The sequence below is a fragment of the Bartonella sp. B39 genome, assembly GCF_053795145.1.
Genome location: NZ_CP200036.1, coordinates 581,559 through 595,244, shown reverse-complemented (window position 1 = coordinate 595,244; position 13,686 = coordinate 581,559). Strand labels below are relative to the sequence as shown.

The window sequence follows — 13,686 nt, the reverse complement described above, 5'->3', positions numbered from 1 at the left end:
AATTATCTCTGTAAAGAAAATTTTTCATCACGTGCTTTTTGCAAAATTGCAAAATCATCCCCTGCATGATGAGAGGAACGTGTTAACGGGCTAGAAGCCATATGCAAAAAACCCTTCACTTTACCAATTTTAGCAAAAGACTCAAATTCTTCAGGGGGTACAAAACGAATGATTGGGTGGTGTTTTCGTGTGGGTTGCAAATATTGCCCAATCGTCATAAAGTCAACGTCAGCAGAACGTAAATCATCCATCAATTGAAGAATTTCATTTCGTTCTTCCCCAAGACCAACCATAATTCCTGATTTTGTAAAGATTGTCGGGTCAAGTTCTTTAACGCGTTGTAATAACCGAATTGAATGAAAATAGCGCGCTCCTGGACGAACCTTTAAATATTTAGAGGGAACTGTTTCCAAATTATGGTTAAAAACATCAGGCTTAGCAGCAACAATGATTTCTAACGCACCATCCTTATGGCGAAAATCAGGTGTAAGAACTTCAATTGTTGTTTTAGAAGCTTTTCGACGAATAGCATAAATAACTTTTGCAAAATGATGTGCACCACCATCTGCAAGATCATCTCGATCAACAGATGTAATCACAACATGCTTTAATCCCATCTGTGCAACGGCATCTGCTACACGTTCTGGCTCATTATCATCAACTGCAAGCGGAATACCTGTTGCAACGTTGCAAAAAGCACAAGCCCGTGTACATATCTCACCTAAAATCATGAAACTGGCATGCTTCTGGCTCCAACATTCACCAACATTTGGGCATCCAGCTTCTTCACAGACAGTCACCAATTTATTGGAGCGTACAATACCATGCGTTTCTTTATATGTCTGTGATGTTGGCGCTTTTACACGAATCCAATCCGGTTTTTTCTGAATGCTTGTATCTGGACGATGCGCCTTCTCAGGATGACGCAAACGTCTATTCGTAACTCTATCAACAACCGTAACCATTTAAGCCTCTGCCTTTTCAAGAATGGAACGCTGATGAAAAATCACAAAATACAAGATTTTTCATACAATCCAGCCATCAAGCATTTAAAACTTGACCATAAGCATCCAATACACTTTCTTTCATCATTTCCGACAATGTTGGATGTGGAAAGACGGTATGCATCAATTCTTCCTCAGTTGTTTCAAGATTCATAGCAATAACAAAACCTTGAATCAGTTCTGTTACTTCTGCTCCTACCATATGTGCACCAAGAAGCTGTCCTGTTTTTTTATCAAAAATTGTTTTCACTAATCCTTGATCTTCCCCTAAAGCAATTGCTTTACCATTAGCGGAAAAGGAATAACGACCAATACGTATATCATAGCCAGCTTCTCTCGCTGCTGCTTCTGAAAGCCCTACAGAGGCAACCTGTGGTGTACAATATGTACACCCTGGAATTTTTCTTTTATCAAGCGGATGAACACTCTTCAAACCTGCAAGATGCTCAATACATATCACACCTTCTTCTTCTGCTTTATGTGCCAACATAGGAGGACCTGCTACATCACCAATAGCATAAATGCCTTCCACCCCCGTCCAACCCCATTCATCAGTTACAATGCACCCGCGATCGGTTTTTATACCTAATGCTTCCAATCCAAGATTTTCAATATTACCCTGAACCCCAACAGCTGCAATGAGCCGATTAGCTGTGATTGCTTCTGTCTTACCATTCACATCAATATGCGCAGTGAGAGAATCAAAATCTTTTTCAACCTTTGTTATTTTTGCTTGCGTAAGGATTCGTATACCTCTTGTCTCTAACTGCTTACGAGCAAATGTTGAAATTTCAACATCCTCAGCTGGCATAATATGGGGCATCATTTCAACAACTGTCACCATCGCCCCCATATCATGGTAAAAAGAGGAAAATTCAATACCAATTGCCCCTGATCCTATTACCAAAAGCGATTTCGGCATTGTGTGAGGAATCATAGCTTCAAAGTAAGTCCAAATAAGCTTTCCATCTGGCTCAATACCAGGAAGAGAACGAGGACGTGCACCCGTTGCAATAATGACATGTTTTGCTTGATAGCTCCCCTCTCCTAATGTTCCTTTGGGGACCGGATTTTGTGGTTGCATAATCGGTTTGGAAGATGAAGAAACCATAACTTCCGCAAGCTTACTCCCTTTTGCCTTCTTGGTAAGCTTAGCTTCACCCCAAATAACATCAATTTTATTTTTTTTCATCAAAAAACCAACACCAGCATTTAAACGTGCTGAAACTCCACGCGAACGCGCCACAACATCTTTGATATTTGCTTCAATTGAACCGTTAAGCTTTAGACCATAATCTTTCGCATGTTCAGCAAAATGCTTCATTTCCGCTGAACGTAAGAGTGCCTTTGTGGGGATGCATCCCCAATTTAAGCAAATCCCACCTAAATGTTCACGTTCAACAATCGCAGTTTTGAAACCACATTGTGCCGCACGAATCGCGGTTATATATCCACCAGGACCCGATCCAATCACAATTACATCATAAAGATTCACCACAGTAATTCCTCCATGGACATACATAAAATGGATACGCATTCTTTGAGCTTAAAAAACAAAAAAACAATATGAAAGAATTTTCTCGTGTTTTTCATTCCAAGCTTCACATAAATGCCTTTACCAAATTAGAAAGTGCAATAATACGCTCCCTCAAGCTCTTTAAATTCGGCTTTCGTCATATTGACATACCACACGCACAAATGACTCACGTGAAGCACCTTTAAACAACTCAAATTAACATTGCTAACGGATTTTCAATCATCTTCTTAAAAGTCCGCGCAAGCTCTGCTGCTAACGCACCATCAACAGCACGGTGATCAGCAGAAAGTGTGACCGACATCACCGTCGCAATCCCTAATGCACCATTTTTAACAACTGCACGCTGTTCACCTGCACCAATCGCAAAAATCGTCGCATGCGGTGGATTAAGAATAGCAGAAAAACTTTTCACACCATACATTCCCATATTTGATACAGCTGTTGTCCCTCCCTGATATTCTTCCATTTTTAACTTGCGTTCACGTGCACGCTTTACAAAATCTTTCATTTCATTGGAAATCATTGACAAAGATTTTTCCTCTGCATGGCGAACAATTGGTGTAATTAATCCATTCGCAACAGAAACAGCAACACCAACATCACAGTGTTTGTGACGAAGTATTCCACCTTTAAGCCAAGATATATTGGCATCGGGAACAGCCTTTAAGGAAAGTGCTACAGCTTTAATAACCATATCATTAACAGAAATCTTATAAGTAGGCTTTGATCCTTCTTGCATTTTAACCATTGGAGCAGCAGCATTCAATTGTGTACGCAGCTCTAATAACGCATCGAGTTCACACTCCACTGTCACATAGAAATGTGGTACTGTTTGCTTTGATTCTACCAAACGCTTGGCTATTGTTTTACGCATATTATCATGGGATGCAAATGTGTATTCATTCTGTTTGAAGAGTTTTAGTATCTGTTCGTCAGAAACACCTACAGCTACCGGCTGTATATTTTGTGATGAGTCTGAATCCTCAAAAACACCGCCACTCATGGCTTTTTCTACATCACGCTTGATAATACGCCCCTGTGGACCACTGCCCGAAATAAGTGATAAATCGAGCCCACTTTTTGCTGCTAATCGCCGCGCTAAAGGAGAAGCAAAAAAACGTATACTCTTTTTATCTTGCTGTATTGATTGCTGAACTGATAGCATGTGAGACATTTGTGTTGTCTTTGAATCTGTTTGTTTTACATCCTCTGATTCTTTGACTGCAAAAGAGGAAGAGGTTTCTTCTGCAACCTTTACTGCTTCAGCTAAATCTTCACCTTCTTCTGCTAAAACAACGATCAAAGAATTTACTTTAACGCCTTGCGTTCCAGCAGGAACAACGATCTTAGCAACCGTTCCCTCATCAACGGCCTCTACTTCCATTGTCGCCTTATCCGTCTCAATTTCAGCGATAACATCACCGGAGGAAACCTTATCTCCTTCCTTGACATTCCATTTTGACAAATTGCCTTCTTCCATCGTAGGGGAAAGCGCAGGCATCGTAATCTTAATGGGCATAGTGCTTTCCTCCGTTATGCTCTATAAGTAACAGCCTTAACGGCTTCAACAATTTCAGCGATATTAGGCAAAGCCAATTTTTCAAGATTGGCAGCATAAGGCATCGGAACATCTTTGCCGGCAATTGTAGCAATTGGTGCATCAAGATAATCAAAAGCCTGCTGCATAACACGTGTTGCTATTTCAGTGCCAACAGATGACTGAGGATATCCCTCTTCAATCGTTACCAAACGACCTGTTTTTTTAACTGAAGCAAGAATTGTCGCAAGATCCATTGGGCGAATAGTTCGCAAATCAATCAATTCAACATCAATCCCCAGTTTTTCAATTTCAGGTAACGCTTGAACCGCGTAATGCATTCCAATTCCATAGGCAACAATCGTAACATCTTGACCAACCTTATGAAGGCGCGCCTTACCAATAGGCAAAATGAAATCATCTATTTGGGGAACGTCAAATTGATGGCCGTACAAAATTTCGTTTTCGAGGAAAATAACAGGATTGTCATCACGAATAGCAGCCTTCAACAAACCTTTTGCATCTGCAGCGCTATAAGGCATAATAACCTTAAGACCCGGTATATGGCTGTACCATGCGGCATAGCACTGAGAATGCTGTGCACCAACACGCGCAGCTGCACCATTTGGACCACGAAAAACCATGGGAGCAGACATTTGTCCACCAGACATATAACGGGTTTTTGCTGCCGAATTGATAATCTGGTCAATCGCCTGCATAGCAAAGTTAAATGTCATAAATTCAACAATGGGACGTAATCCCCCAAATGCCGCCCCAACAGCCAATCCCGCAAAACCGTGTTCTGTAATTGGGGTATCAATAACTCGACGTTCCCCGAATTCTTCCAACAAACCTTGGCTAACTTTATAGGCACCTTGATATTGCGCGACTTCTTCTCCCATGAGAAAAACCATTTCATCACGCCGCATCTCTTCGGCCATAGCCTGATTAAGCGCCTCACGCACCGTCATCGTAACCATTTGCGTCCCTGCTGGAATATCAGAATCAGAGATGATATCAAAAGTAGGAGGTTCGGGAATTACGGGAGAAAGAGAGGGAGCCTCTCCCCTAGACTTATTTAAAGTATCGGCAGTCTGTGAAATATCATCAGCACTTTCACCTTCTTCCAACAACACTGCAATAACAGTATTCACTTTTACGCCTTCAGAACCTTCAAGCACAACAATTTTACCGAGAGTACCTTCATCAACAGCCTCTATTTCCATCATTGCTTTATCAGTTTCAATTTCAGCAATTACATCACCAGAGCTAACTTTATCGCCTTCTTTCTTGAGCCATTTAGATAATTTACCTTCTTCCATCGTTGGTGAAAGCGCCGGCATCAAAATATCAATAGACATACTTGCTTCCCTCGCATCAAACTAAAATATCAGTATAGAGCTCAGAAGCATCTGGCTCTGGATCACTTTGCGCAAAATCTGCCGCATCAGCAACAATCGCACGCACCTCTTTATCAATAGACTTTAAATCGTCTTCGTTCGCAAAGCCTTGTTTAAGAATTCTATTTTTTACCTGATCAATCGGATCTTGATCCTCTTTTATTTTCTGGACTTCTTCCTTTGAACGGTATTTTGCTGGATCAGACATGGAATGACCACGATAGCGATAGGTCTGCATATCAAGAATGATAGGCCCTTTACCAGAACGTGCCCAAGTAATTGCTTCATCGGCAGCTCCTTTTACTGCTCGAACATCCATACCGTCAACAACAATACCTGGAACTTCAAAAGAAAGACCACGACGGGAAAAATCAGTCTCTGCAGATGCACGTGCAACTGATGTTCCCATAGCATACTGATTATTTTCAATAATATAGACAACAGGAAGCTTCCAAAGTGAAGCCATATTAAAACTTTCGTAAACCTGCCCCTGATTAGCAGCGCCATCACCAAAATAAACCAATGTCACATTATCTTTACCAAGGTATCGATTTGAAAATGCCAAACCTGAACCAATCGGAACCTGCGCACCAACAATGCCATGCCCACCATAAAAATTCTTTTCTTTAGAAAACATATGCATTGAGCCACCCTTCCCTTTGGAAAAGCCACCTTGGCGCCCCGTTAATTCAGCCATAACACCACGTGGACTCATCCCAACCGCCAACATATGGCCATGATCTCGGTAAGATGTTATCACCTGATCACCTTCTTTTGCTGCCTTCAATGTTCCAACAACAACGGCTTCTTGCCCAATATAAAGATGACAAAATCCACCAATAAGCCCCATACCATAAAGCTGCCCCGCTTTTTCTTCAAAACGACGAATTAAAAGCATCTCACGATAGGCATCAATCTCCTCTTCTTTGGTAAAAGTGACTATTTGTGCTCTCTTTGTGGTGTTTGATAATGCCGTATTTATTACCGACGCAGAATTTTTTTTAGATCGTTCTGCCATATTAAACTCCCTTTTATGATTGTCTAGGAATAACCTTTACGAACAAAAGTTACAAGCATTATCAATCAGCTTGGATGATATCCGAGGGGATTGTGTTAAAATGCTTTTTGAAATGAAGCGGTTTCTAATTAATTTTTAATGTCATTTGAAGGGATTAAAATTGTCAACTCATTGGGTTTGGAAAAGTTTAAATTCTTCCGAATATACTCATCCAACATATCCTTCTCAATATGCCCATTGCGTAAAAGAGAAATACGCTTTTCAATGAACATCCGTTCATCTTCTACTTTATGAAGCTCTTCCTCTAATTCGATAATATGTTGATTAACCTCACTACGTGAATATAACCCGTACTCACCATGATAAATGTGATAACTGAAATAGCTTAAAACCCCCACTGTCATAAGTGGGAGTACGAAGCGAATTTTGATTGATCTGCGTTTTTGTTTTGTCCACATAAAACAGCACAGTCTTTATAGCGCAAACTTCTTAATACTTTGCCTAACTATGTATAATTTTAATTAATACCTCATTACCAAATACCTACAAAAATAATTCTCTGCTACATATTTACCTAAAGTTGCTGCATTCTATATTACAATGTACAGGCATCTATTAATTTGTAATTTTATGCCCATCTTTATCTCTGAAATTCCCTGTTAAAATAACTATAAAATCAATGAATGCCCAAGGACCAGATATCAAAGCTCCAAGGAGAGTTAGAGTTAGAATAAGCATTAAAATACCTGTTCCCGTTTTACCAACCATAAAACGATGAATACCCAACCCTCCTAAAAAAAAGCAAACGACTGCTAGAGTTGTTTTTGATTGTTGTGAATGACTTCCAGCCAAGATAGGAAAAACAGATTTAACAGTATCACCTTCGCAAACAAAATCAACGGCATCACCCACCTTCGGTGGATTCTTTCCCAACCAATCCCAACCCAAAAATTGATAACGCTTACCATCATCTCCTGAAACAAGATAAGCTCCTTGATCCTGGCTGATAATTTTACCTTTCATCTTCACCACCTCTAAAATTGTTACCCATATTGTTATTTATAAAAAAGTTTTTTTCTAACTTTATAATGTATTGATAAACTTCACTGCGCGAACACAACCCGTATTCACCATAATAAATGCGATAATTAAAACAATTGAAAAATTCCCACCGCTATAAAGAAAAATATAAAGTACAACCTTGACTGATCTGTACTTTTATCTCATTAATACATAACAATACAGATTTTTACAATATTTTTTATTTGCCTATGTATAATTATTATTAAAATACTGCTATAAAATATATGAAATAAAGTAATTATTATATCATATAAAGTAAATAATAACATATATTATTGATATTTTATAAATATATATTTCTACCAATTTGTAACTTTATTGCCATTTGCATCTCTAAAGTATCCAGATAAAATAACTATAAAATCAATAAGTGCCAAAGGTATAGTTATAACCATTCCTATAATTATCACATTTAGAAGAAGCATCACAATGTTCGTTGCAATTTTACCAGCCATGAAGCGGTGAATCCCCAAAAAAACAACAAACAAGTGCTAGAGCTAATCTCGATTGTTCTGATTGTTTTTGATTTGAGATAGGAAAAACAGATTTAACAGTATCACCTTAGCAAATAAAATCAACGGCATCCCCCACCTTCGGTGGATTCTTTCCCAACCAATCCCAACTCGAAAATTGATAACGCTTACCATCATCTCCCGAAACAAGATAGGCCTCTCGGCCTCGACCAATAATCATACCTTTCATCCTTGATCACCTATAAAGCTATTCCACATATGTTACTCATAAAGAGGTTATTTTCTAAATTTGATAATATTGTACCTAACCTCATGGCGTAAGTATAACTCATACTCACCGTGATAACCGTAAAATTAAAATAGCTTGGAATCCTACAATAATCTAATACTTCGCACTACTGTAAGCGGCAACACAAAACACATCTTAATCGATTGACATTGATGTATTGTTCAATACAAAATAATATATCCTTTTGCAATATTTCTATTCAACTATGTATCATTTTCACTAATATCTGATCATCAAATACATATACTTAAACACTCAAAGTATTATAGTTTCATAGATTAATCACAACAAAACTAAAAAAACATTGTTTCCTTTTTACATATTCCATTACTATGTAACTTCTACCAACGTGTAATTTTTTTACCATTTTTGTTAGTAAACTTCCCCGCCGCAATGACTATAAAATCAACAATTGCCCAAATCCCTGTAATCATCAAACCGACAATCGATAAAGATAGAATAAGCATTAAAGCACCAGTCCAAACTCTACCAACCATAAAACGGTGAACACCAAATATACCAGTGAACCAACAAATGAGTGTAAGCATTGGTCTTGTAGGTTCTGAATCTTGTGGCAACAATGGAAAAACAGAATTGATAACATCATCTTCACATACGAAATCAACTGACTCACCTATCCTCGGTGGAGTTTTTCCTAACCAATCCAAAGTTGCGAATTGATAACGCTTACCATCATCAGCAGAGACAAGATAAATTTCTTGATCCTGACTAATAATTATACCTCTCATCTTTAATCACCTATGAAATAGTTATACTTTTATTATTGATAAAATCATCAAATTTAATCGTCTTGTTCAGTTAATAAAAAAGACTGTTTTTTTCATTCGCCATTAACGACGCCAATCACCTGCATAACATGCCTGTACCCCTAGCATCTCTTCAATGCGAATAAGTTGATTGTATTTTGCTAATCTATCCGAACGTGCAAGCGAACCCGTTTTAATCTGCCCACAATTCGTTGCAACAGCGAGATCTGCTATGAAAGAATTTTCCGTTTCGCCTGAACGGTGAGATATAATAGCACGATAGCCTGCTTTATGCGCTGTTTCTACAGCATCAAGCGCCTCACTTAAAGTACCAATCTGATTAACTTTAATAAGAATAGCATTAGCCGCCCCCATCTTGATACCATCGCGCAAACGCGCTGAATTTGTTACAAATAAATCATCACCAACAAGTTGACATTTTTTGCCAATCGAATCAGACAGTAATCTCCATCCTTCCCAATCATCCTCGGCCATCCCATCCTCAATCGTAACAATAGGGTAAGATTCAACAAGTTGTGCCAAATAATCTACTTGTTTTTGGGCATCACGACATTTACCCTCACCTTTATAAAAATAAGAACCATTTTTATAAAATTCGGTCGCAGCACAATCTAAACCAAGTACAATTTGTTCACCTGGTTTATACCCACACGCTATTATAGATTCCATAATAAAATCAAGTGTCTGCTCGGCGCTTTTAAATTGGGGTGCAAAACCACCTTCATCACCAACATTAGTATTATAACCTGCATCTTTTAAGCGTTTTTTTAGGGTATGAAAAATTTCAGCCCCGTAGCGGATTGCTTCTTTCAGGGTAGGAGCCCCAATTGGAAGAATCATAAATTCTTGAAAATCAATCGGATTATCAGCATGTACGCCCCCATTAATAATATTCATCATTGGCGTTGGAAGAATATGCGCTTGTATACCCCCAATATAACGATAAAGAGGTAAACATAATGATTCTGCAGCTGCTTTTGCAACAGCTAATGAAACGCCAAGAAGCGCATTGGCACCAAGACGTGCTTTGTTTGGCGTTCCATCCAAAGCGATCATTGCTTGATCAATAGTAATTTGATCTCTTGCATCTCGCCCACCAAGTTCATCAAGAATTTCGCCATTTACTGCTGCAACAGCTTTTTCAACACCTTTCCCCTGATAGCGCACGCCACCATCACGAAGCTCAATAGCTTCATGTGCTCCTGTAGATGCCCCTGAGGGCACAAGAGCACGACCAAAAGCCCCATTTTCCAAATGAACATCAACCTCTACCGTTGGATTTCCTCGGCTATCAAGTACTTCACGACCAACGATATCAACAATTACAGTCATATAAGTTCCCTTCTCCAATAAAAGTCTCGCTTCATTCTAAACGCCATAATGATAGAATATCCTCTGTAACTGTATATTTAATTCACTTTTTTGGACAGATAATCAAATTCCATTAAAGTCTCAAGAACTCTTTGTAAATTATCAATTTTAATCATATTAGGCCCATCAGAAGGTGCATTATCTGGATCTTGATGTGTTTCTAAGAAAACACCTGCAACCCCAACAGAAACAGCCGCCCGCGCTAAAACTTCAACAAATTGACGTTGTCCATCAGACGAATCTCCTTTGCCTCCCGGCTCTTGAACAGAATGTGTTGCATCAAAAATAACAGGTGTTCCAAATGAACGCAAAATGGGTAATGAACGCATATCAGAAATAAGTCGATTATAACCAAATGAAGTACCTCGCTCACAAAGCATAACATTCGGATTACCGCTTTGAACAACCTTTTTTAAAACATTTTCCATGTCCCACGGAGCCAAAAACTGACCTTTTTTAATATTAATAATACACCCCGTTTTGGCTGCTGCCACCAAAAGATCTGTTTGACGACATAAAAAAGCGGGTATTTGCAGAACGTCTACAGTAGAAGCAACAGCTATACATTGCTCTTCTGTATGCACATCAGTCAATACCGGACAACCAAATTCCTTCTTCAGATCGGAGAAGATAGCCATCGCTTTTTCAAGGCCAATACCACGTGCCGCACTCAAGGATGTTCTGTTGGCTTTATCATAACTGGATTTATAAACAAACCCAATACCAATTTGATCTGTAATTGTTTTAATCCGACCAGCCATTTCAAAAGCATGTTCTCGACTTTCCATCTGACACGGACCTGCAATTAATGAAAGAGGTGATTCATTTGAAAAAACAATATTTCCAACTTTCACAATGGCATTTGGTTCAGACATTTTATTCCTCAAAAAGCAAATAATCCAATTTATGACCTAAACCAATCGACTTTGTTCTACGGTGGCTTCAATAAAAGAAGAAAAAAGTGGATGTGGATCAAATGGACGTGACTTCAGTTCTGGATGATATTGAACACCAATGAACCATGGATGATCTTCATATTCTATTGTCTCCGGTAAAATACCATCGGGAGACATACCAGAAAAGATTAAACCACACTGTTCAAGCTTCTCTTTATAATCAATATTTACTTCATACCGATGACGATGTCGCTCGTGAATCTTCGTCGTTCCATAAATTTTAGAAATATGACTATTCTCTTTTAATTCAGCAGCAAAAGCACCAAGACGCATTGTGCCACCGAGATTTCCACTTTTTATACGTTTCTCAAGAACATTTTCTTTAAGCCATTCTGTCATTAAACCTACAATTGGATTTTTTGTTTCGCAAAACTCACTTGATGAAGCATCCTTAATATGTGCAAGATTGCGCGCAGCCTCTATACAAGCTAATTGCATCCCAAGGCAAATACCTAAAAACGGAATCTTACGCTCCCGTGCAAATTGAATTGCCCGAATTTTACCTTCTGTACCACGCGCTCCAAACGCACCAGGAACCAAAATTCCATGGACTTTTTGTAAAGTAGATGCAGGATCTTCTTTTTCAAAAAGTTCCGCTTCAATCCACTCAATATTAACTTTTACTTTATTGGCTAAACCACCATGCGCAATTGCCTCGATAAGAGATTTATAAGCATCCTTCAAGCCGGTATATTTTCCAACAACAGCAATTATTACTTCCCCTTCAGGATGGTGAATCCGATATGTAATATCTTCCCAATGATCCATTTTAGGCTTAGGTGTCGGATTCATTCCAAAAGCGGCAAGAACTTCTGAATCTAACCCCTCTTTGTGGTATGCTATGGGAACATCATAAATCGTTGGCATATCCAATGCCTGAATAACTGCATTTGAGCGAACATTACAAAAAAGTGATAACTTGCTCCGCTCTGTTTCTGGAATAGGCCGATCTGCACGCACCAACAAAATATCGGGTGCAATACCAATTGATTGTAATTCTTTGACGGAATGTTGCGTTGGTTTGGTTTTCAATTCACCAGCCGAAGGAATATAAGGCATTAATGTAAGATGTACATAAATAACATTTTGCCTTGGTAATTCATTATGAATCTGACGAATCGCTTCTAGAAAAGGCATTGCTTCAATATCACCAACAGTTCCACCTATTTCACATAAAACAAAGTCAAATTCTTCATTTCCTGTAGTAATGAATGTCTTAATTTCATCGGTAACATGAGGAATAACTTGGACTGTTGCCCCCAAATAATCACCGCGCCGTTCTCGTTCAATGATATTTTGATAAATACGCCCTGTCGTAACATTATCCTGGCTATTCGCAGAACGTCCTGTAAAACGCTCATAATGACCAAGATCAAGATCGGTTTCTGCACCATCGTCGGTCACAAACACCTCGCCATGTTGATAAGGTGACATAGTACCTGGATCAACATTCAAATAAGGATCAAGTTTGCGAAGCCGTACACGATAACCACGAGCTTGCAATAATGCAGCCAACGCTGCTGCTGCAATGCCTTTTCCAAGGGAAGAAACCACACCACCAGTAATAAAAATATAACGTGTCATGAGCTTATGGTGATAAGCGGTTTATAATAATTTTTCCAGAAAAAAATGCAAAAAGAAACTATTTTTCTTCTATAAAATAAAAAAGGTGAAAAAAACACCTTTTTAAAAATCTATACTCTCTCGAAGAAACTATTTTGTACCGTCATTTGGAACTGGATTTTCAAGAGCCGGCGGAACGGGGTTTTCAGTTTCAGGATTTGTAGGCTGTTTTTGTTCCTGAGGTGAAACCGAGGTGCCTCCTAGTTGTTCAAGAATAGAAGGCTGAGACTCATCACCTAATGATGGCGCTATTTCCGGAATCTCTTTATTTTTAGAGTTCTTTTCTGAATTAACAGGAATACGCTTAAGAATATCAGAGCTGGAATTCGATATACTCCCTACAACGGTAAGTCCAATCGATACTGCGAAAAAGCAACATGCTAAAATAGCGGTCAAACGCGTTAACGGATTTTTGGATCCACGTGTTCTCATCAACCCAGAACCGCTACTTGCTCCAAGCCCACCACCTTCAGAAGGCTGAATTAAGATAATACCCACCAAAGCAATAACAACCAAAAAATGAATAACAATAAGTACTGTTTGCATAAACCCTGCTCTTTAAATAACTTTTCATGGCTATTTACACGTAAATAACACATAATCCAAG

The 13,686-nt window shown here is 38.8% G+C and carries 12 protein-coding genes and 1 pseudogene; all 13 read right to left on the bottom strand.

Annotation, left to right across the window (positions count from 1 at the left end; translation table 11 throughout):
* Positions 1-2 precede the first annotated feature (2 nt).
* The 13 genes and pseudogenes from lipA to secG all read right to left on the bottom strand — a co-directional run bounded on the left by lipA (position 3) and on the right by secG (position 13,625).
* A complete protein-coding gene (gene lipA, locus V4P57_RS02670; RefSeq protein WP_455466647.1) occupies positions 3-965 on the bottom strand; it encodes a lipoyl synthase in 963 nt (320 codons plus the stop codon).
* Positions 966-1,041: 76 nt separating this feature from the next.
* The gene (lpdA, locus tag V4P57_RS02665) at positions 1,042-2,502 is read right to left on the bottom strand and encodes a dihydrolipoyl dehydrogenase (RefSeq protein WP_455466646.1); all 1,461 of its coding nucleotides are present in this window, start codon (positions 2,500-2,502) and stop codon (positions 1,042-1,044) included.
* Positions 2,503-2,731: 229 nt separating this feature from the next.
* Positions 2,732-4,060, bottom strand: coding sequence for a pyruvate dehydrogenase complex dihydrolipoamide acetyltransferase (locus V4P57_RS02660; protein ID WP_455466645.1), 1,329 nt, complete (start codon positions 4,058-4,060; stop codon positions 2,732-2,734).
* A gap of 14 nt (positions 4,061-4,074) precedes the next feature.
* The gene (locus V4P57_RS02655) at positions 4,075-5,439 is read right to left on the bottom strand and encodes a pyruvate dehydrogenase complex E1 component subunit beta (protein ID WP_455466644.1); all 1,365 of its coding nucleotides are present in this window, start codon (positions 5,437-5,439) and stop codon (positions 4,075-4,077) included.
* Between the two features lie 16 nt (positions 5,440-5,455).
* Positions 5,456-6,496, bottom strand: a complete 1,041-nt coding sequence (gene pdhA / locus V4P57_RS02650; RefSeq protein ID WP_455466643.1) for a pyruvate dehydrogenase (acetyl-transferring) E1 component subunit alpha — start codon at positions 6,494-6,496, stop codon at positions 5,456-5,458.
* Between the two features lie 128 nt (positions 6,497-6,624).
* Positions 6,625-6,954 (bottom strand): FtsB family cell division protein, encoded by a 330-nt coding sequence (locus V4P57_RS02645; protein ID WP_455466642.1) that lies wholly within the window; start codon positions 6,952-6,954, stop codon positions 6,625-6,627.
* A gap of 157 nt (positions 6,955-7,111) precedes the next feature.
* Entirely contained in the window at positions 7,112-7,519 is a 408-nt protein-coding gene (locus V4P57_RS02640; protein ID WP_455466641.1) for an NINE protein, read from the bottom strand.
* A 359-nt stretch (positions 7,520-7,878) separates the two neighbouring features.
* Positions 7,879-8,281, bottom strand: a pseudogene (locus tag V4P57_RS02635) (NINE protein).
* Between the two features lie 401 nt (positions 8,282-8,682).
* Positions 8,683-9,090 carry a TM2 domain-containing protein gene (locus tag V4P57_RS02630; RefSeq protein WP_455466640.1) on the bottom strand — a complete coding sequence of 136 codons (408 nt, stop codon included), beginning with the start codon at positions 9,088-9,090 and terminating at the stop codon, positions 8,683-8,685.
* Between the two features lie 102 nt (positions 9,091-9,192).
* Positions 9,193-10,461, bottom strand: coding sequence for a phosphopyruvate hydratase (gene eno / locus V4P57_RS02625; RefSeq protein WP_455466639.1), 1,269 nt, complete (start codon positions 10,459-10,461; stop codon positions 9,193-9,195).
* 77 nt (positions 10,462-10,538) lie between these two features.
* The gene (kdsA, locus tag V4P57_RS02620) at positions 10,539-11,375 is read right to left on the bottom strand and encodes a 3-deoxy-8-phosphooctulonate synthase (protein WP_455466638.1); all 837 of its coding nucleotides are present in this window, start codon (positions 11,373-11,375) and stop codon (positions 10,539-10,541) included.
* A gap of 36 nt (positions 11,376-11,411) precedes the next feature.
* On the bottom strand, positions 11,412-13,040 hold the full coding sequence (locus V4P57_RS02615) for a CTP synthase (RefSeq protein WP_455466637.1): 1,629 nt from the start codon (positions 13,038-13,040) through the stop codon (positions 11,412-11,414).
* Between the two features lie 129 nt (positions 13,041-13,169).
* Positions 13,170-13,625, bottom strand: coding sequence for a preprotein translocase subunit SecG (gene secG, locus V4P57_RS02610; protein WP_455466636.1), 456 nt, complete (start codon positions 13,623-13,625; stop codon positions 13,170-13,172).
* Positions 13,626-13,686: the final 61 nt, after the last annotated feature.

What these genes read in the sequence shown, in the direction of transcription:
- kdsA (WP_455466638.1), bottom strand. Translation starts at nt 11,375, where the DNA reads ATGTCTGAACCAAATGCCATTGTGAAAGTTGGAAATATTGTTTTTTCA.
- lipA (WP_455466647.1), bottom strand. Translation starts at nt 965, where the DNA reads ATGGTTACGGTTGTTGATAGAGTTACGAATAGACGTTTGCGTCATCCT.
- V4P57_RS02655 (WP_455466644.1), bottom strand. Translation starts at nt 5,439, where the DNA reads ATGTCTATTGATATTTTGATGCCGGCGCTTTCACCAACGATGGAAGAA.
- V4P57_RS02660 (WP_455466645.1), bottom strand. Translation starts at nt 4,060, where the DNA reads ATGCCCATTAAGATTACGATGCCTGCGCTTTCCCCTACGATGGAAGAA.
- secG (WP_455466636.1), bottom strand. Translation starts at nt 13,625, where the DNA reads ATGCAAACAGTACTTATTGTTATTCATTTTTTGGTTGTTATTGCTTTG.
- V4P57_RS02630 (WP_455466640.1), bottom strand. Translation starts at nt 9,090, where the DNA reads ATGAGAGGTATAATTATTAGTCAGGATCAAGAAATTTATCTTGTCTCT.
- V4P57_RS02615 (WP_455466637.1), bottom strand. Translation starts at nt 13,040, where the DNA reads ATGACACGTTATATTTTTATTACTGGTGGTGTGGTTTCTTCCCTTGGA.
- pdhA (WP_455466643.1), bottom strand. Translation starts at nt 6,496, where the DNA reads ATGGCAGAACGATCTAAAAAAAATTCTGCGTCGGTAATAAATACGGCA.
- V4P57_RS02645 (WP_455466642.1), bottom strand. Translation starts at nt 6,954, where the DNA reads ATGTGGACAAAACAAAAACGCAGATCAATCAAAATTCGCTTCGTACTC.
- eno (WP_455466639.1), bottom strand. Translation starts at nt 10,461, where the DNA reads ATGACTGTAATTGTTGATATCGTTGGTCGTGAAGTACTTGATAGCCGA.
- V4P57_RS02640 (WP_455466641.1), bottom strand. Translation starts at nt 7,519, where the DNA reads ATGAAAGGTAAAATTATCAGCCAGGATCAAGGAGCTTATCTTGTTTCA.